Raw genomic sequence first — 16,840 nt, 5'->3', positions numbered from 1 at the left:
AATCCTAGTCGGACAGGTCGGCTCTCACCTGTGCGATGCGCGCCAGCACCTTGGACCGGAGGTCGCCGGGCAGCGGGTCGCACCCGCAGTGCTTGGCGACGAGCTGCTTGACGACCTTGTCGAGGTCGTACTCCTGCAGGCACGGCCCGCACTCGTCGAGGTGCACCCGGATGTCGACGCAGTCGCCCTCGGCGAGCTCGCCGTCGAGGTAGGCGTAGACCTTGTCGAGCACCTCACGACAGTCGGTCTCGTGCGGGTTTCCACAGCTCATTTGGAACCCTCCGCGGGGACGAGGCCGCGCTCGCGGGCGTAGTCCTCCAGGTGCGTCCGCAGCTGCCTGCGGCCGCGGTGGAGCCGCGACATGACGGTGCCGATCGGAGTGCCCATGATGTCGGCGATCTCCTTGTACGGAAAGCCCTCGACGTCGGCGAGGTAGACGGCGATCCTGAACTCCTCGGGAAGCGCCGCGAGCGCCTCCTTGATGTCGCCGTCGGGCAGGTGCTCCAGCGCCTCCACCTCGGCGGACTTCAGACCGCTCGACGAGTGCGACTCCGCGCGGGCCAGCTGCCAGTCCTCGATCTCCTCGGTGCCCGACTGCTTCGGCTCGCGCTGCTTCTTGCGGTAGCTGTTGATGAAGGTGTTCGTCAGGATCCGGTACAGCCAGGCCTTGAGGTTCGTGCCCTCCTGGAACTGGTGGAAGGACGCGAACGCCTTGGCGAAGGTCTCCTGGAGCAGGTCCTCGGCGTCGGACGGGTTGCGGGTCATCCGGAGCGCCGCGGAGTAGAGCTGCTCGAGATAGGGCATCGCTTCGCGCTCGAACCGCTCGCTCCGCTGTTCGAGAGTCTCCGCGCCTGTCGCGGGCACCAGGCCCACCCCCCTAAGATCACCGGTGGCCGGTTGTGCCGGGACACCGTACTCAGGGGAGAATACCCGCTCGTCAAGTGGCGCCCGGTCACCGGGGATCGGGTCCACCTTCCGAGTGGCAGGGCCCAGCGAGGCAGAGCTCGGCGGGAGAGAGCGAGGTACGAGCCAACGAGCGCCGAGACGGTCGCGTCCATCGACAACAGCGAGCATGCTCGTCGCAACACGCCCGTGCCCGCGTCTGTTCCCGCAAGATGGAAGGTGACGAACGACCCGGTGCGGGGAAAACCATACGTACCGGCTGGTAGCCATTTTCCGGAACCCAGGAGTCGCGTGTGCTGCCCATTCCGGCCGAGGAACTGAACGGCTCAGGGACGCTCGGACCGTACTGGACCTTCTACCGTGCCGTCGTGGCCGAGCAGTTGAGCCGGTGGCTACCCGCCGAGCCTTCCGTGGTGCTCGACCTGTCCGGCGGGCGTGGACGCTGGTCCGGCCAGCTGTCGAGGGCGGGGCACCGCGTGGTCGAGGTGCTCGACTTCCGGCGCGTGGCCGACGCCCAGTCCAGGCTGCGGCCCGTGGACGGCCCGCCGTGGCTGCGCGAGGCCGACTCCCCCGGCCATGACGGCGGCGAGGTGCGCCAGGTCCGCGCCGACGACCTGTCGTTCCTGCCCGACGCGAGCGTCGACGCGGTGGTCGCCGAGGAGCGGGCCATGTCGATCGAGCTGATGGCCGAGTCGGCGATGAGCGACGTGACACGGGTGCTGAAGCCGGGCGGGCGCGCGCTGGTCTGCGTCGACTCGCTGGTGCTCGGCATGGCGATCCTGGCCGAGCAGGGGCAGTGGCAGCACCTGCGCCAGACCGGCGAGGTCATGCTGGTGCCCTGGCCCGACGGCAGCATCACGCGCTGCTTCAGCGGCTCCCAGCTGCGCGAGCTGCTGATGGGCGCGGGCCTGGAGGTCGAGTGGGTGCGCCCGCGCACGGTGTTGTCGCCCTCGACGGTCGACCACGTCCTCGGCTCCGGCACCAGGGCGATGAACTGGCTGGTGCGCACGGAGCTGGAGACGCATTTCGACGACGACGACACGGTCGGCATCCACCTGGTGGCCAGCGCCCGCAAGCCCTGACACCCGGCACCGGTCTGTGCGGCCTGTGCCTGTCTGTGCTGGCTGCCTGTGCCGGTCTGTGTGCGCCGCTCGTCAGCGACGGCGTTCCCGCTTGCCCTGGCACTGCACGCACCGGGCCGCCTCGGGGCGGGCCTCCAGGCGGCCCTCCGGCACCGGCTTGGCACAGTCGACGCACCTGCCGTAGGTGCCGTCGTCGAGGCGCTTGAGCGCGTCCAGCACGGCCCGCCGCTGCGTCGTCGCGACGGTCAGCATGGCCTGGGCGCGGTCGGCGTCGCTGAGGTCGGACCCGGCGTCGGCCGGCGAGCGGTCGTTGACGGCGGCGGGGTCTCCCCGTAATACCCCGATCGAGCGGTCGAGGTCGGCGAGCATCTTCTGCAGCCTCTGGCGAGCGGACGTGTCCTCCACGGATCCGCACCTCCGGGTGAATGACGGCAACCCGCGGCGGGACTCCCCGGTTGTCCCGCGCGGCGCATGGGGGGCAATGTGGTGGCGGTGACTCCTCGTAAGCGAATGCACCGCTTTCCTCACCGAATGCCCACTTGGCCGTCCTTTTACACCTTCAGAAGAGCGCGGGCGCCTCTTCGGGAGGGAGCGGTTCGACGAGCTCCGGGCCGTTGTTGCGGACGTTGTTGACGGCGGTGGAGACGGGGACCGCGGCGAGCCGGCCCGGGGTGGCGGGCACCAGCAGCCCGGAGACGGTCTCCGTGTCGGTGAGCTTGGGGTCGAGCCACTCGGCCCAGCGGTCGGGCTCGACCATCATGGGCATCCTGTCGTGGATGCGGCCGAGCTCGTCCTCGGCGTCCGTGGTGATGACCGTGCAGGTGACGAGCCACTTGAGGGGGTCGTCGTCCTCGCGCGAGGGGTCCTTCCAGAACTCGTACAGACCTGCCATCGCGAGCAGCCCGCCGTCGTCGGGACGGATGAAGTACGGCTGCTTGCGCTTCTTGCCGTCGTCGCCCTCGACCGGCATCCACTCGAAGTAGCCGTCTGCGGGCAGCAGGCACCTGCGCTTGGCGAACGCCTGCCGGAACGACGGCTTCTCCGCCAGGGTCTCGGCCCGGGCGTTGATCATGCGCGAGCCGATGGACGGGTCCTTGGCCCAGGCGGGCACCAGGCCCCATCGCACGACCCTGAGCTGCCGCACCGCCCGCTCGGCCTCCTTGGGCACCCGGCTCAGCACGGCGTAGACGTTCTTGGTGGGCGCGACGTTGTAGTCGGGGCCCAGCTCCTGCTCGGGATCGCCGTCGAGCTCGACCTGGAACTCCTCCAGCAGCTCGTGCTTCTTGCGCGCCGACGCGTATCTACCGCACATGCCCCCACATTGCCACGTACGGCCTCCGCCCGCGTGTCCACACGCGGCGACCGGCGTTCGTCCACAGGCCGATCCGTCGGGCGGCGTTCGTCCACAGGGTCTCGACGGGGACGACGGTCGGTCCGGCCCTGGCCCGATAGTCTTGGCCCATGCCCGCTCAGCACTGGCCCGCTCCCGCCGCCACCGGCCCCGTGACCGCGTCCGTCGAGCTGCCCGGCTCCAAGTCGGTCACCAACCGCGCCCTCGTGCTCGCCGCCCTCGCCGACGGGCCGGGCACCGTGCGCCGGGCGCTGCGCAGCCGCGACGCCGACCTCATGGCCACGGCCCTGCGCGCCCTCGGCGCGACGCTGGAGCCGGTGGCCGAGACCTCGGCCTCGGTCGACTGGCGGGTGACGCCCGGCCCGGTGCGCGGCGGCGCGCACGTCGACGCCGGCCTGGCCGGCACGGTCATGCGGTTCGTCCCGCCGGTGGCCGCGCTGGCCGACGGCCCCGTCTCGTTCGACGGTGACCCGCACGCCCGCAAGCGTCCCATGGGCCCGATCCTCGACGCGCTGCGCGCCCTGGGCGCCCGCGTGGAGGGCGACGCGCTGCCGTTCACCGTCAGCGGGCCCATCGCGGGCGGCGAGGTGACGATCGACGCGTCGGCCTCCTCCCAGTTCGTCTCGGGGCTGCTGCTCACGGCGGCGCGCTTCGAGAAGGGCGTGACGATCCGCCACGCCGGCCCGCCGGTGCCGTCGCAGCCGCACATCGACATGACCGTCCAGATGCTGCGCGAGGTGGGCGTGCGGGTCGACGACTCCGAGCGCGACGTGTGGCGCGTGGAGCCCGGCCCCATCACGCCGCGTGACCTGACGGTCGAGCCCGACCTGTCCAACGCGGCGCCGTTCCTGGCGGCGGCCATGGTCACCGGCGGCACGGTCACGATCTCCGGCTGGCCGGCCCGCACGACCCAGCCGGGCGACGCGCTGCGCGGCCTGCTCACCGGCATGGGCGCCACCGTCCGCCTGAGCGAGGACGGCGATCTGACGGTCACCGGATCGGGCCGGATCGACGGCATCGACGCCAACCTGCGCGAGGTGGGCGAGCTGACGCCCACGATCGCCGCCCTGGCCGCGCTGGCCTCCTCCCCGAGCCGCGTGCGCGGCGTCGCCCATCTGCGGGGCCACGAGACCGACCGGCTCGTGGCGCTCGCCACCGAGATCAACCGGCTGGGCGGCGACGTCGAGGAGACCGACGACGGCCTGGTCATTCGTCCGCGCCCGCTGCGCGGCGGCGTCTTCCACAGCTACGACGACCACCGCATGGCCACCGCCGGCGCGGTGATCGGGCTCGCCGTCCCGGGTGTCGAGGTGGAGAACATCGCGACGACGGGTAAGACCCTCCCGGAGTTCACGGACATGTGGGCGTCGATGCTGGGCAGGCGATGAGCGCCCCCAAGCCGTCGCGGCCGCCGGGGCCGACGAAGCAAGCGCGGCCGCCGCGGTGGAAGGAGCAGGCGCGGGCGCCGAAGCTGACGGAGCAGGTGCAGGCGCCGAGGCGGACGGAGCAGGTGCAGGCACCGGGGCCGACGGAGCAGGTGCAGGCGCCGAGGCGGACGGAGCCGTCCGGGGTGCTGAGGCCGTATCAGAGCGATCACAGGGGTGAAGACCGCTGAGGAAGCGGGAGTACGACGAGGACGACGTAAGGGTCAGGCCGGGCAAGGGCTCGCGGCCGCGGACCCGCATCCGGCCTGCGCACGAGGACGCCGTCGAGGGGTTCGTGGTGGCGGTCGACCGGGGCCGCTACACCACGCTGGTGGAGGCGGAGCGGCCCAAGGGCTCGGCCGCCAAGCGCGCCGGGCGCCCGCGCTCCCACCTGGTCGTCGCGATGAAGGCCCGGGAGCTGGGCCGCAAGGGCATCGTGGTGGGCGACCGGGTGGCGCTGGTCGGCGACGTGTCCGGCCGGCCCGACGCGCTGGCCCGGGTCGTCCGGGTGGAGCCGCGCACCTCGATGCTGCGGCGCTCGGCCGACGACACCGACGACACCGACGGCATCGAGCGGCCGGTCGTGGCCAACGCCGACCAGCTCGTCATCGTCACCGCGCTGGCCGACCCGCCGCCGCGGCCCCGCATGATCGACCGGATCCTGGTCGCCGCGTTCGACGCCGAGATCGACCCGCTGCTGTGCCTCACCAAGTCCGACCTCGCGCCGCCCGACGACCTGGTCGGCCTCTACCAGCCGCTCGGCGTGCCGCACGTCGTGGTGCGCAAGGGCGGCTCGCTGGACGAGCTGCGCGAGCACCTGGCGGGCCGCATCAGCGTGCTCGTAGGCCACTCGGGGGTGGGCAAGTCGACGCTGGTCAACGCGCTCGTGCCCGACGCCAACCGGGCGGTGTCCCAGGTCAACGCGGTGACCGGCCGGGGACGCCACACCTCGACGTCGGCCGTGGCCCTGGAGCTGCCGGAGGGCGGCTGGATCATCGACACGCCCGGGGTGCGCAGCTTCGGCCTGGCCCACGTGTCGGTCGAGACGGTGCTCGCGGGCTTCCCTGACCTGGTGGAGGGCACGGTCGGCTGCCCCAAGGGCTGTACCCACCTGGGCGAGGGGTGTGCCCTGGACGCGTGGGTGGCGGCGGGGCACGCCGACCCGGTCCGGCTGGAGTCGCTGCGCCGCCTGCTGTCCAGCCGCGACGGCGCCCCGGACGACCAACCGGCCTCCTGACCTCGGCGGCGGCTCCTCCCCGGCTGCGCGAGCGTCAAGCCCCCGTCGCCACCGGCGTCGGGAAAGGCGAGGCGGGCCCCTGATGCGCGGGCCGCCCGGCACGGTAGCGTGGCTGACCGTGCAGGGTTACAACGACGATCTGCGTCTGGCGCACGTCATGGCGGACGCCGCGGACGACCTGACCATGCGCCGGTTCAAGGCCGTGGACCTCAAGGTCGAGACCAAGCCGGACCTCACCCCGGTCAGCGACGCGGACCGGGCGGTCGAGGAGATCATCCGCGGCACGCTGCGCCGCGCGCGCCCGCGCGACGCGGTCGTGGGCGAGGAGTTCGGCCGGACCGGCTGGGGCGCCCGGTCCTGGATCGTCGATCCCATCGACGGCACGAAGAACTACGTACGCGGCGTGCCCGTGTGGGCGACGCTGATCGCGCTGATGGAGTACGGCAAGGTCGTCGTCGGCCTGGTGTCGGCCCCGGCGCTCGGCCGCCGTTGGTGGGCCGCCACCGAGGGCGGCGCGTGGACCGGCAAGAGCCTGGCCAGGGCCACCCGCATGCAGGTCTCGCAGGTCGCCGACCTGGGCGACGCGTCGTTCTCCTACTCCAGCTTCGGCGGCTGGGAGGAGACCGGCCGCCTCGGCCCGTTCCTCGACCTCGGCCGCGCCTGCTGGCGCACCCGCGCCTACGGCGACTTCTGGTCGCACATGATGGTCGCCGAGGGCTCGGTCGACATCTCGGCCGAGCCGGAGCTGTCGCCCTGGGACATGGCGGCCCTCACGGTGATCGTCGAGGAGGCCGGCGGCGTCTGGACCGACGTCGAGGGCGTGGCGAGCCTGGAGGGCGGCAGCATGGTCTGCACCAACGGCCTCCTGCACGACGAGGTCCTCAAGCGCCTGAACGAGGGCCGCGAGCCGCGCACCTGACCGTTCACCGGCCGAGGGCCGCCACTCGGGCCACCGCTCGCATGAGGCTGTCCCGGTACGACCCCCCGAACAGGACCACGTGGACCAGCAGCGGGTGGAGCTGGTGCAGCGGCACCCGATCCCGCCAGCCGTCCGCCAGCGGGCTCTCCTCCTGGTACGCCGCGAGGATCCGGTCCTCGTACGGCACGCCGAACAGCGCCAGCATGGCCAGGTCCGTCTCCCTGTGCCCGCCGTGCGCCGCCGGGTCGACGAGCACCCCGGTGCCGCCGGACCACAGCACGTTGCCGCTCCACAGGTCGCCGTGGATGCGGGCCGGCGGCTCCGGCGGCCCGGCTGCCTGCGGGAAGCGCTCCACGGCCTGCTCGATCAGCCGTACGTCCTCCGCGGGCAGGCCGGCCCGCCGTACGAAGGGCAGCACGCGGCGGGTGGCGTAGAACGACGGCCAGTCGTCGGCGGGCGAGTTGTCCATCGGCAGGTCCGCGATGAAGCCCGGCCAGGGCGCGCCGAAGGCGGGCGCCCCGGCGGCGTGCATGCGCGCGAGCTCCCGTCCGAACCGCTCGGCGGCGGCCGGGGCGGGCGGTTCCGTGTCCACCCACGACAGCACCAGCCGGTCCTCGGCCACCTCGACGACCTCGGGGACGGCGATCACATCGCCCAGCCACCGCAGTCCCGCCGCCTCCGAGGCGAACACCGGCGAGGCGGCCCCCTCCTTGGCGAAGACCTGCCGCCCGTCGTCCAGTACGCCCCGCCGCAGCCGCCAGCCGTGCGAGGCGCCGAGGTCCTCAGCCGATCTCATCGGTGATGTGCTTCGCCACGCCCTCGGCCGCCGCCTCGACGAGCTCCAGCACCTCCTCGAAACCCTCGGGGCCGCCGTAGTACGGGTCGGGCACCTCGGCCCCCTCGGGCGCCGCCGGGTCGAACGAGCGGAACAGGCTCACCTCGACGCCGTCCGGCGCCATCCCGCGCAGGACGGCCAGGTTGTCGCGGTCCATGGCGAGGACCAGGTCGTAGCGGTCGAACCAGTCGCGGGTGAACTGCCGGGCGCGGTGCGCCGCGCCGTCGTACCCGTGGTCGGACAGCGTGCGCAGGGCGCGGTCGTCCATCGGGTCGCCGGCGTGCCAGCCGCCCGTGCCCGCGCTCTCCACGGTCACCCGCCGGGCCAGCCCATGGTCCTCCAGCACGCGACGGAGGACGACCTCCGCCATGGGTGACCGGCAGATGTTCCCCATGCACACGAGGCATACGCGATACGTCATAAACCCCATCATGAGGGCGACCGGGCCCGTTCACCGAACGTTCACCCTCGTCAGGGGTTCCGAGTCACTTTGCCTGCATAACTTCAAGGGCGACTAAGGACCAAGTGGGAGGAACCCAACCGTGAAGTATGCAGGCCGGCTCGCCGCCGTCGCCGTAGTCGGCGCGCTCTCGCTCGCTGCGTGCGGCACAGACAACAACAGCTCGGGCAGCAACGCGGGCACGAGCTCCGCCGCGGCCACCGGCGCCGCCGAAGGCGGGCTGAGCGGCACCATCAACGCCGCCGGTTCCTCGGCCCAGGCCAACGCGATCGACCAGTGGAAGAAGGACTTCCAGTCCAAGAACTCCGGCGTCAGCGTGAACTACCAGCCGAGCGGCTCGGGCGCGGGCGTGCAGGCGTTCATCCAGGGCACGGTCGCCTTCGCGGGTTCCGACTCGGCCCTCAAGGAGGACAAGGGCGAGCCGGCGCAGGCCGACGCCCGCTGCAAGACCGGCAAGGCCATCAACATCCCGATGGTCACCGGCCCGGTCGCCGTCGTCTACAACCTCCCGGGCGTGGACGGCCTGCAGCTTTCTCCCAAGACGATCGGCGCCATCTTCAGCGGCAAGATCACCAAGTGGGACGACGCGGCCATCAAGGCCGACAACCCGCAGGCGAAGCTGCCCGCCACCCCGATCCAGGCCTTCCACCGGGCCGACGAGTCCGGCACCAGCGACAACTTCACCAAGTTCCTCAAGGCCACCGCCGAGTGGCCGTACGAGCCGGCCAAGGCCTGGCCCGCCGAGGCCAAGGGCCAGGGTGCCAAGGGCTCCGACGGCATCGCCTCCTCGGTCAAGGGCACCGAGGGCGCCATCAGCTACGTCGAGCTGTCCTTCGCCGAGAACTCCCAGCTCCAGAAGGCCAAGGTCGCCAACGGCACGGGCGAGTTCGTCGAGCTGACCGCCGAGAGCGCGGCCAAGACCGTCGAGACCGCCACCGTCGAGGGCACCGGCAACGACCTCAAGCTGAAGATCGACTACGGCACCAAGACGGCGGGCGCCTACCCCATCGTCCTCGTGACGTACGAGATCACCTGTGAGAAGGGCCTGGCCCCCGAGGAGGCCAAGCTGGTCAAGTCCTTCCTCACCTACACCGCCAGCGACGAGGGCCAGACCGCGCTGAAGGACCTCGGTTACGCTCCCCTGTCGGGCGAGCTGCTGACCAAGGTCCGTTCCGCCGTCGAGGCCATCTCCTGATCGCCGATGACGACTGACGTCCGTACCCGCGGGGGCGGGCCGGCCACGGGCCGGCCCGCCTCGCGGCGCAGCCACGGTGAGACGCCCTTCCGCTACGCAGCCACCGGCGCGGGCATCCTCCTGCTCGGGATCATGGCCGCCATCGCCGTGTTCCTCATCAGCGAGGCGGTTCCCGCGCTGCGGGCCAACAAGGGCGGCTTCTTCACCGACCTGACCTGGGAACCGAACGGCAGCCAGGTCTTCGGCATCGCCGCCCTGGCCTTCGGCACCGTCCTCAGCTCCGCCATCGCGCTGGTCATCGCCACCCCGGTGGCCATGGGCGTGGCGCTGTTCATCTCCCACTACGCCCCCCGCCGCCTGGCCGGGCCGCTCGGCTACCTGGTCGACCTGCTCGCCGCCGTCCCCAGCGTCGTCTACGGCCTGTGGGGCGTGACGTTCCTGGTGCCGCTGCTCAAGACGCCTTCGGAGTGGCTGAACGCGCACCTCGGCTGGTTCCCGCTGTTCTCCGGCGAGGGCGCGATCGGCGGCAAGACCATGCTGGCCGGCGGTGTCGTGCTGGCCATCATGATCCTGCCGATCATCGCCGCGATCTCCCGCGAAGTCTTCCTCCAGACCCCGAAGATGAACGAGGAGGCCGCGCTGGCCCTCGGGGCCACCCGCTGGGAGATGATCCGGATGGCGGTCCTGCCGTTCGGCCGCCCCGGCGTGGTCAGCGCCTCGATGCTCGGCCTCGGCCGGGCCATGGGCGAGACGATCGCGGTCGCGCTCATCTTCCCCGCCACGTTCGACATCACGTTCGAGATCCTCACCCCGCACGGCAACAGCATCGCGGCCAACATCGCCAACGGCTTCGGCGAGGCCACCCCGATCGGCCGCGGCGCGTTGATCGCCTCCGGCCTGGTGCTGTTCGTCATCACGCTGCTCGTCAACACGGCCGCCCGCATGATCATCAACCGCCGCAAGGAATACGCGAGGAGCGGCGCATGACCACCGTCCAGCACATCTCGACCGGCCGCCGCGTCAAGGACCGCCTGGCGCAGGGGCTGGTCTATCTGGCGTTCGCCCTGGCCGTCGTGCCGCTCGTCTCGGTGCTCTGGCTGGTGATCAGCAAGGGCCTGGCCCGGTTCGACATGGAGTTCCTCACCCACTCCATGCGCAACATCGGCGCGCGCGACGCCGGCGGCGGCGCGTACCACGCGATCATCGGCACGCTGGAGCAGGTGCTGCTCGCCTCCGCCATCTCGGTGCCGATCGGCCTGCTCACGGCGATCTACCTCACCGAGTACGGCAACGGCGGCCGGCTGAGCCGGGCCATCAGCTTCTTCGTGGACGTCATGACCGGCGTCCCGTCCGTCGTCACCGGCCTGTTCATCCTGGCGTTCTGGGTCCTGTTCCTCGGCATGCCGTTCTCCGGCCTGGCCGGGGCGCTCGCCCTGTCGATCCTCATGATGCCGACGGTGGTCAGGTCGGCCGAGGAGATGCTCCGCCTCGTGCCGAACGACCTGCGCGAGGCCTCGTACGCGCTGGGCGTGGCCAAGTGGCGCACGATCGTGAAGGTCGTGCTGCCGACCGCGTTCACCGGCATCGTCACGGGCGTCATGCTGGCCGTCGCCCGCGTCGCCGGCGAGACGGCGCCGCTGCTGCTGACCGTGTTCTTCACCGACTCCATCAACAACGACCCGTTCAACGGGCCGCAGATGGGGCTCCCCCTCTATGTCTTCGACCAGGCGGCACGTCCGAACGACACCGCCATCGACCGGGCCTGGACCGGAGCCCTCACGCTCATCCTGATCGTCATGCTGCTCAATCTGGTGGCGCGCCTCATCGCCTGGTGGCGCTCTCCCGCCAGGGGCCGATAGGGGGTATCAGCGCAATGTCCAAGCAGATCCAGGTCTCCGGTCTCGACGCGTACTACGGGTCGCACAAGGCCATCGAAGACGTCTCGATGACGATCGAGCCGCGCTCGATCACGGCGTTCATCGGCCCGTCAGGGTGCGGCAAGTCGACGTTCCTGCGCACGCTCAACCGCATGCACGAGGTCATCCCCGGCGCGCGGGTGGAGGGCAAGGTGCTGCTCGACGGCGAGGACCTCTACGCGACCTCCGTCGAGCCGGTGTCGGTGCGCAGGCTGATCGGCATGGTCTTCCAGCGTCCGAACCCGTTCCCCACGATGTCCATCTACGAGAACGTGGCGGCGGGCCTGCGGCTCAACGGCCGCGTCTCCAAGTCGGAGACCGACGGCGTCGTCGAGGAGTCGCTCAAGGGCGCCAACCTCTGGAACGAGGTCAAGGACCGGCTCAACAAGCCCGGCGCGGGCCTGTCGGGCGGACAGCAGCAGCGGCTGTGCATCGCCCGCGCGATCGCGGTCAAGCCGCAGGTGCTGCTGATGGACGAGCCGTGCTCAGCGCTCGACCCGATCTCCACGCTGGCGATCGAGGACCTCATGGTCAAGCTCAAGGACCAGTACACGATCGTCATCGTCACCCACAACATGCAGCAGGCGGCCCGGGTCAGCGACCGGACGGCCTTCTTCAACCTGTCCGAGCAGGGCAAGCCGGGCAAGGTGGTGGAAATGGACGAAACTTCCCGGATGTTCACCAACCCCTCGCAGAAGGCGACCGAGGACTACATCACCGGGCGCTTCGGCTGATGACCCACCAGCAGGCGGCATCCACGGTGCACAGGGACACACGGACCAGGCCCGTACTGCTCATCGCCGACCCCGACGAGGAGGTCGTCGGAGAGCTCGCCGACGCCCTCGAACGCGAGGGCGTGGCCGTCACAGGCGCGCCCGACGGCGCCCAGGGCCTCCTGCAGGCCGGGGCGCTCCAGCCGGACGTGGTGCTCGTGTCCGCCACGCTGCCGGTCATCAACGCCGTCGACTTCGTGCGCGCGGTCCGGGTCGCCCGGGCCGTGCCCGTCCTGCTCGGGGTCGGAGAGGGCAACGCCGACCAGGCCCTCCAGGCGCTCGCCGCCGGGGCCGCCGCCTGCGTCGCCCGGCCGTACCGGGTGCCCGAGCTGCTGCCGTTCATCCACGCCGCCTCCCCCGAACAGCGCGACGTGCTCGCCGCCGGGGCGGTCGAGCTCGACGTACGGGCCTACCGGGTACGCGTGGACGGGCGGGTCGTCCACCTGCCGCTGCGGGAGTTCGAGCTGCTGCTGTACCTGATGCGCAACGCCGACCGCACGGTGACGCGGGAGCAGATCATGAGGCACGTGTGGCATGCGGGGGCCGGCACGTCCACGAACACGATCGCGGTCCACGTCAAGCGACTGCGCGCCCGCCTCGGCGACGACGACGACCAGCTCATCCAGACGGTACGCGGGGTCGGCTACCGCCTCGTCACCCCGGGCTCACCTTCCTGACGTGATTGACCGTCGACGGGGTCGGAGCGCCTGAGGGGCTGGGGGCGGCGGCGGTGTGGGGCGAGTTGCGGTGGAGCCGGCGGCGATCCCCTTGGCCCGGGGTGCTCGCCGCGTCATGCCCAGAAGCGCCACCCGCCGGCCGCGACTGGCAGTGGTCTCCCGTAGGTGGTCACGCCGGACAGGTGCGCAGGAGGGGCAGGTTCGGGGCAGTTGTCAGGCCCGGCAGGTTCGGAACGCCTGCATGACCCGCGTGGCCACACCCTCGACCGTCGTGATGCCGTGCCCCACCTCGGCGGCGCCCTCACTGAGCACCGCGACCGCATAATCGTGGCCCACGGCGCCCTTGCCGTGCCCGCGGATCAGCCCGACCGTGACCACGGCCCAACGCTTGGTGGAGACCCGCTTCAGCCAGCCGTTCTTCAGAGCCACGCGGTCACCCTCGCAGGCGGCGGCGCTGATCCCCCAGTTCTGCCCGGCGACCACCCGCCCCATCAACCGCAGCACCTGCTGCCGATCCTTCGCGGGCAACGGGCTCCGGTCCGACACCAGAGCCCGCACCAGCCGCACCTGGTCCTCGGCCGAGGTGGGCGTGATGCCCCAGCAGTACAGATCCACGCACTTGCCCGGCACACCCACGGTGTGACGCAGCCCCAGCCTGCGCCCCGCCCTGGTGAACCCGTCCGGACCGCCGATCCGCACCCAGAGCCGGTCGGCCGCGTGGTTGTCGCTGTAGCGGATCATCAGATCGGCGTCGCGGCGCACGGCCTTGGGCAGCTCGCGCCACGGGGTACGAAGGAGGAGCGCCATGAGGATCTGCACCTTGGCGGAGCTGGCGGTGATCAGGCGCTCGCCACGGTGGTAGCGGTACAGGCGGCCGTCGGTGAGGTCCCGCACCATGGCGGTCACGGGCCCGGGACGAGCGGCGAGGTAACGGTCGAGCCGCCGCGTCACGCTCTTGGCGGGAACGGGCACGACCTTCTCCCGCCGCGAAGGCTTGGTCGCGGCCTCGCGGGCGTCGCGCAGGGGGACAGTGCCGGCACGTTCGACCTCACCACCGGTGCCTCTGAACCCTGCGCTCTCGCTTCTTCTCTGGCCCTCACGCGCGGTCCGGGCCGTGGCGCCGCTGTCGAGCTCGTCCGCAGACATGCCCACGAACTCGCTCTCGGGTGTGCCGTCGGGTCTGCCGTCAAGCCTGTCGGCGGCGGCGAGGGCGGGAAGGGGCGGCACAAGGGCCGGCGGCGCGGGCACAGCCAGCGGCGCCACCAGAAGGGCGAGCACCGCGACCCGGCGCGCCACCCTGCCGACGATCATTACCAGATTATCCCGACAAACCACGCCCCGTCGCTAGCCACCACCACACACCACCGAAAACACCCACCGCCGCGCAAACCGCAGGGCCGGCCGCCATCCCGCTCATCCCCAAGCGCGACCCTCCGCCGACACCTCCAGGCCCACACCGAACTTCACGGCTGGGGGCACTTCACGACTGGGGGCGACCAAGCCCTCGTCGGACCGCGCCATACGGCACGATGGCCATCGCAGGATCTCCCGCGATGGCCACCACACCCTTGCCCCCGTCACAACCGCCGGCCCGTCGTCGTGCCCCTAACCCCGCTCCCCGGCCAGCAACCCGGCGATCGAATCGTCGTCGCAGGTCTCCCAGAATCCGCCCACGACGTCCTCCAGGTGCTGGAGCGAGTCCGCCCGGAACAGAACATCCTGATATTTCGTGATGTCGTACTGCGTCGTGCCCATCACCCGAAGGTCCAGCGGCCGGATGTCCATGCCGCGGAACTCCTCGATCTCCCCGTACGAGGACAGGATGCCCGCCCCGTACGCCTTGAGCTCCGGCCCCTCACTCATCACGCCGAACTCCAGCGTGAACCAGAACACCTTCGACACGAACTCCAACGCCTCCTCGCCCTCCACCCGCCGAGCCGCGGCGCCGGCGAGCCGGTAGAGGGCCGCGTACCGGTCGTGAGCCAGCGCGTTGGCGTGCCCGATGACCTCGTGGATGATGTCCGGCTCCGGCGTGTAGAACGGCACGGAATGGTGGCGGATGTACTGGGTGGAGTGGAAGTACCCGTCCGCGAGTACGCCGTAGAAGTCACGCAACGGGACGAGCCCGGCAGCCGGCAGGTAGCGGAACCCGGTCAGCGGCGACAGCAGCCCGCTGACCTCCTCGAGCTGCGGGATCCGATCGTCGGGCAGGCCGAGCCGCTCCGCCCCTTCGAGGTACTCGGCGGTGGCGTACTTGGCGTGCTTGACCGCCAGCTCCCTGGTGACCAGCGCCCAGATGCCGTGCTCCTGCTCGGTGTACTCGGCGGCGGGGATCGGCGTGCCCTTGCGGTGGTTCACAGCCAGCTGCGCGATGGCATTGCGCCTGGCCCGGTACACCGGGTCGGCGAAGCCGGGATGGGAGGACGCCAGCTCGACCACGACCGAACCGTCATCCTGCTCCGCGACCGGGGCGAAATACTGCGCTTCCTCGAACATGCACCAGATGACAGCAACTCCACGAAAGTCTGGCAAGAGCGCTGCATCTGACTGGTCGATACGCTAAGTACCGCACGGCCGAACGTGCATCAACTGGACGAATCGCACAGCCGTCGAGGAGGCTTCCGTGGACGAGCTGGATGCCAGGCTGCTGGTGACCATGCGGGCCCATCCCCGTATCGGCCTCACCGAGACCGCACGCCTCCTGGGCGTCGCCCGGGGCACCGTACAGGCGCGGGTGGAGAAGCTGATGGCGCGGGGCGTCATCGAAGACTTCGGCCCCACAGTGTCACCCGCTCTGGCGGGATACCCGATCCTGGCGTTCGTCTGGCTGCAGATCGCGCAGGGCCGGCTGACGGAGGCCGTCCATGCGTTGCGCAGCGTGCCGCAGATCCTGGAGGTGCACGGAACAAGCGGGCAGCACGACCTGCTCTGCCGAGTGGTGGCGAGGAGCACGGAGCACCTTCAAGAGATCATCGCCGCCGTGCTCGCCTCACCGGCGGTACAACGCACGGACAGCACGATCGCTCTCTCCACGCAGATCCCCTACCGCATCGAGCCTCTCCTCCAAGCCCAGGAAGCGGCCGAACGCTGACGGTCTCGGCTGTCCGGAGACACGAAGACGGCCACCGCACGATCCTTCGAGTGCATGACCTGGACTGAAGGGGAACCCCGCGATGGCCGCCGAACATCAGTGTGCCGTCTCCTCGTCCGCCACGGTGTCGATTTCCATCAACTCACCGAACTTACTTGACCTCAGAGCGTGACACCCGACCGCCCGTCGGTCACAACACAGCCCCGAGCCCCCGCCATCTCACACAAAACCCCAGCAGCACCGGACCGGACCGGAAGAACATGAGCGCACGAGCTTGGCCGGTACGGCGCCCAGCCCCACGCCGCATGCCGTAGCGGCCGGCTTCGTGCATCTCAGGCACACGGACGGCTTGAAGAGACCACGCTGGTCCGCCGACTTGAGGACACCACCTGGTCCGCACCCGCGTGAGGTCACGACATGCGAGCTGGCACATGCAGATTCACGACCTGCCGACCTGGCACCGTCCTGAAGGCAGCAGGCACATAACCAGGCCACCGGCACACGCCGACGCATACCCGTACCCAGATGTCCGTCCCGAGCAGGGACCAGACCTGAGCCCAGTCGATTCCGGGCATGCGAAAGGGGCCCACACAGGCCCGGCACGAATGCCAGACCCGCATGGACCCCCATCAAAGATTGTCCGGCGGTGACCTACTCTCCCACACCCTCCCGAGTGCAGTACCATCGGCGCTGGGAAGCTTAACTTCCGGGTTCGGAATGTAACCGGGTGTTTCCTTCCCGCCATAACCGCCGTAACCCTCTGAAACACACAAGCACTGCTTGCTGTCTCAGAATTGCCTAGTGGACGCGAGCAAGATCTTCAGTGTGGCGCAGCTCTGGACCCGGCGAAGAGTAACAGAGCGCAGCACACACCAAAGCATGATGCTTTGTGGTCAAGTCCTCGGCCTATTAGTACCGGTCAGCTCCACACGTTACCGTGCTTCCACCTCCGGCCTATCAACCCGGTCGTCTACCGG

General features: G+C 70.6%; 18 protein-coding genes and 2 rRNA genes. 10 read left to right on the top strand and 10 right to left on the bottom strand.

What is annotated here, in order from left to right; genetic code table 11:
- Positions 1-4 precede the first annotated feature (4 nt).
- Together rsrA and AB0H64_RS03735 are read right to left on the bottom strand one after the other, a co-directional pair.
- Positions 5-271: a mycothiol system anti-sigma-R factor gene (gene rsrA / locus AB0H64_RS03740; RefSeq protein ID WP_355443872.1), complete on the bottom strand. Its 267-nt coding sequence runs from the start codon at positions 269-271 to the stop codon at positions 5-7.
- Entirely contained in the window at positions 268-873 is a 606-nt protein-coding gene (locus AB0H64_RS03735; RefSeq protein WP_357619752.1) for a sigma-70 family RNA polymerase sigma factor, read from the bottom strand. Before AB0H64_RS03735 ends, rsrA begins: the two co-directional genes overlap by 4 nt.
- A gap of 323 nt (positions 874-1,196) precedes the next feature.
- Between AB0H64_RS03735 and AB0H64_RS03730 the strand changes: the two genes are divergently transcribed.
- On the top strand, positions 1,197-1,985 hold the full coding sequence (locus AB0H64_RS03730) for a methyltransferase domain-containing protein (protein WP_357619750.1): 789 nt from the start codon (positions 1,197-1,199) through the stop codon (positions 1,983-1,985).
- A gap of 72 nt (positions 1,986-2,057) precedes the next feature.
- Here AB0H64_RS03730 and AB0H64_RS03725 read toward each other — a convergent pair whose 3' ends face one another.
- Both AB0H64_RS03725 and AB0H64_RS03720 read right to left on the bottom strand, forming a co-directional pair.
- Complete coding sequence (locus tag AB0H64_RS03725; RefSeq protein ID WP_357619748.1) at positions 2,058-2,390, bottom strand: TraR/DksA C4-type zinc finger protein; 333 nt, start codon at positions 2,388-2,390, stop codon at positions 2,058-2,060.
- A 154-nt stretch (positions 2,391-2,544) separates the two neighbouring features.
- Positions 2,545-3,297: an SOS response-associated peptidase gene (locus AB0H64_RS03720; protein WP_357619746.1), complete on the bottom strand. Its 753-nt coding sequence runs from the start codon at positions 3,295-3,297 to the stop codon at positions 2,545-2,547.
- Positions 3,298-3,446: 149 nt separating this feature from the next.
- Here AB0H64_RS03720 and aroA point away from each other — a divergent pair, with 149 nt between their 5' ends.
- The 3 genes from aroA (at position 3,447) to hisN (ending at position 6,916) form a co-directional block, all read left to right on the top strand.
- Positions 3,447-4,724, top strand: coding sequence for a 3-phosphoshikimate 1-carboxyvinyltransferase (aroA, locus tag AB0H64_RS03715; protein WP_357619744.1), 1,278 nt, complete (start codon positions 3,447-3,449; stop codon positions 4,722-4,724).
- Between the two features lie 223 nt (positions 4,725-4,947).
- On the top strand, positions 4,948-5,997 hold the full coding sequence (gene rsgA, locus AB0H64_RS03710; protein WP_357620775.1) for a ribosome small subunit-dependent GTPase A: 1,050 nt from the start codon (positions 4,948-4,950) through the stop codon (positions 5,995-5,997).
- Positions 5,998-6,115: 118 nt separating this feature from the next.
- The gene (hisN, locus tag AB0H64_RS03705; RefSeq protein ID WP_357619742.1) at positions 6,116-6,916 is read left to right on the top strand and encodes a histidinol-phosphatase; all 801 of its coding nucleotides are present in this window, start codon (positions 6,116-6,118) and stop codon (positions 6,914-6,916) included.
- Positions 6,917-6,920: 4 nt separating this feature from the next.
- Here the strand turns inward: hisN and AB0H64_RS03700 are convergent, their stop codons facing one another.
- Entirely contained in the window at positions 6,921-7,712 is a 792-nt protein-coding gene (locus AB0H64_RS03700; RefSeq protein WP_357619740.1) for a fructosamine kinase family protein, read from the bottom strand.
- Positions 7,699-8,172, bottom strand: a complete 474-nt coding sequence (locus AB0H64_RS03695) for a low molecular weight protein-tyrosine-phosphatase (protein ID WP_357619738.1) — start codon at positions 8,170-8,172, stop codon at positions 7,699-7,701. The genes AB0H64_RS03700 and AB0H64_RS03695 overlap by 14 nt, the downstream gene beginning before the upstream one ends.
- A 121-nt stretch (positions 8,173-8,293) precedes the next feature.
- Here AB0H64_RS03695 and pstS point away from each other — a divergent pair, with 121 nt between their 5' ends.
- From pstS to AB0H64_RS03670, 5 genes are read left to right on the top strand one after another with little or no spacing between them, the layout of a single operon-like run.
- Complete coding sequence (gene pstS, locus AB0H64_RS03690) at positions 8,294-9,406, top strand: phosphate ABC transporter substrate-binding protein PstS (protein WP_310708565.1); 1,113 nt, start codon at positions 8,294-8,296, stop codon at positions 9,404-9,406.
- Between the two features lie 6 nt (positions 9,407-9,412).
- A complete protein-coding gene (pstC, locus tag AB0H64_RS03685) occupies positions 9,413-10,393 on the top strand; it encodes a phosphate ABC transporter permease subunit PstC (RefSeq protein WP_310708564.1) in 981 nt (326 codons plus the stop codon).
- Positions 10,390-11,265 carry a phosphate ABC transporter permease PstA gene (gene pstA, locus AB0H64_RS03680; protein ID WP_357619736.1) on the top strand — a complete coding sequence of 292 codons (876 nt, stop codon included), beginning with the start codon at positions 10,390-10,392 and terminating at the stop codon, positions 11,263-11,265. The genes pstC and pstA overlap by 4 nt, the downstream gene beginning before the upstream one ends.
- Positions 11,266-11,279: 14 nt before the next feature.
- Complete coding sequence (pstB, locus tag AB0H64_RS03675) at positions 11,280-12,056, top strand: phosphate ABC transporter ATP-binding protein PstB (RefSeq protein WP_357619734.1); 777 nt, start codon at positions 11,280-11,282, stop codon at positions 12,054-12,056.
- A gap of 26 nt (positions 12,057-12,082) precedes the next feature.
- A complete protein-coding gene (locus AB0H64_RS03670) occupies positions 12,083-12,772 on the top strand; it encodes a response regulator transcription factor (RefSeq protein WP_357619732.1) in 690 nt (229 codons plus the stop codon).
- 213 nt (positions 12,773-12,985) lie between these two features.
- On the opposite strand, the gene AB0H64_RS03665 is transcribed toward AB0H64_RS03670, so the two are convergent.
- Positions 12,986-14,083 carry a serine hydrolase gene (locus AB0H64_RS03665; protein WP_357619730.1) on the bottom strand — a complete coding sequence of 366 codons (1,098 nt, stop codon included), beginning with the start codon at positions 14,081-14,083 and terminating at the stop codon, positions 12,986-12,988.
- Between the two features lie 294 nt (positions 14,084-14,377).
- Positions 14,378-15,268, bottom strand: coding sequence for a phenylalanine 4-monooxygenase (locus tag AB0H64_RS03660; RefSeq protein WP_357619728.1), 891 nt, complete (start codon positions 15,266-15,268; stop codon positions 14,378-14,380).
- Between the two features lie 127 nt (positions 15,269-15,395).
- Between AB0H64_RS03660 and AB0H64_RS03655 the strand changes: the two genes are divergently transcribed.
- Positions 15,396-15,863 (top strand): Lrp/AsnC family transcriptional regulator, encoded by a 468-nt coding sequence (locus AB0H64_RS03655; protein ID WP_357619726.1) that lies wholly within the window; start codon positions 15,396-15,398, stop codon positions 15,861-15,863.
- 638 nt (positions 15,864-16,501) lie between these two features.
- Here the strand turns inward: AB0H64_RS03655 and rrf are convergent.
- Positions 16,502-16,618 (bottom strand): 5S ribosomal RNA (rrf, locus tag AB0H64_RS03650).
- Between the two features lie 134 nt (positions 16,619-16,752).
- Positions 16,753-16,840: ribosomal RNA gene (locus AB0H64_RS03645) — 23S ribosomal RNA — on the bottom strand; the annotation flags it as partial.

The organism is Nonomuraea sp. NPDC050733 (genome assembly GCF_040654215.1).
Classification (GTDB): Bacteria; Actinomycetota; Actinomycetes; order Streptosporangiales; family Streptosporangiaceae; genus Nonomuraea.
Note: the sequence above shows the minus strand (reverse complement) of the source record. Positions and strands in the feature narration are given on the sequence as shown.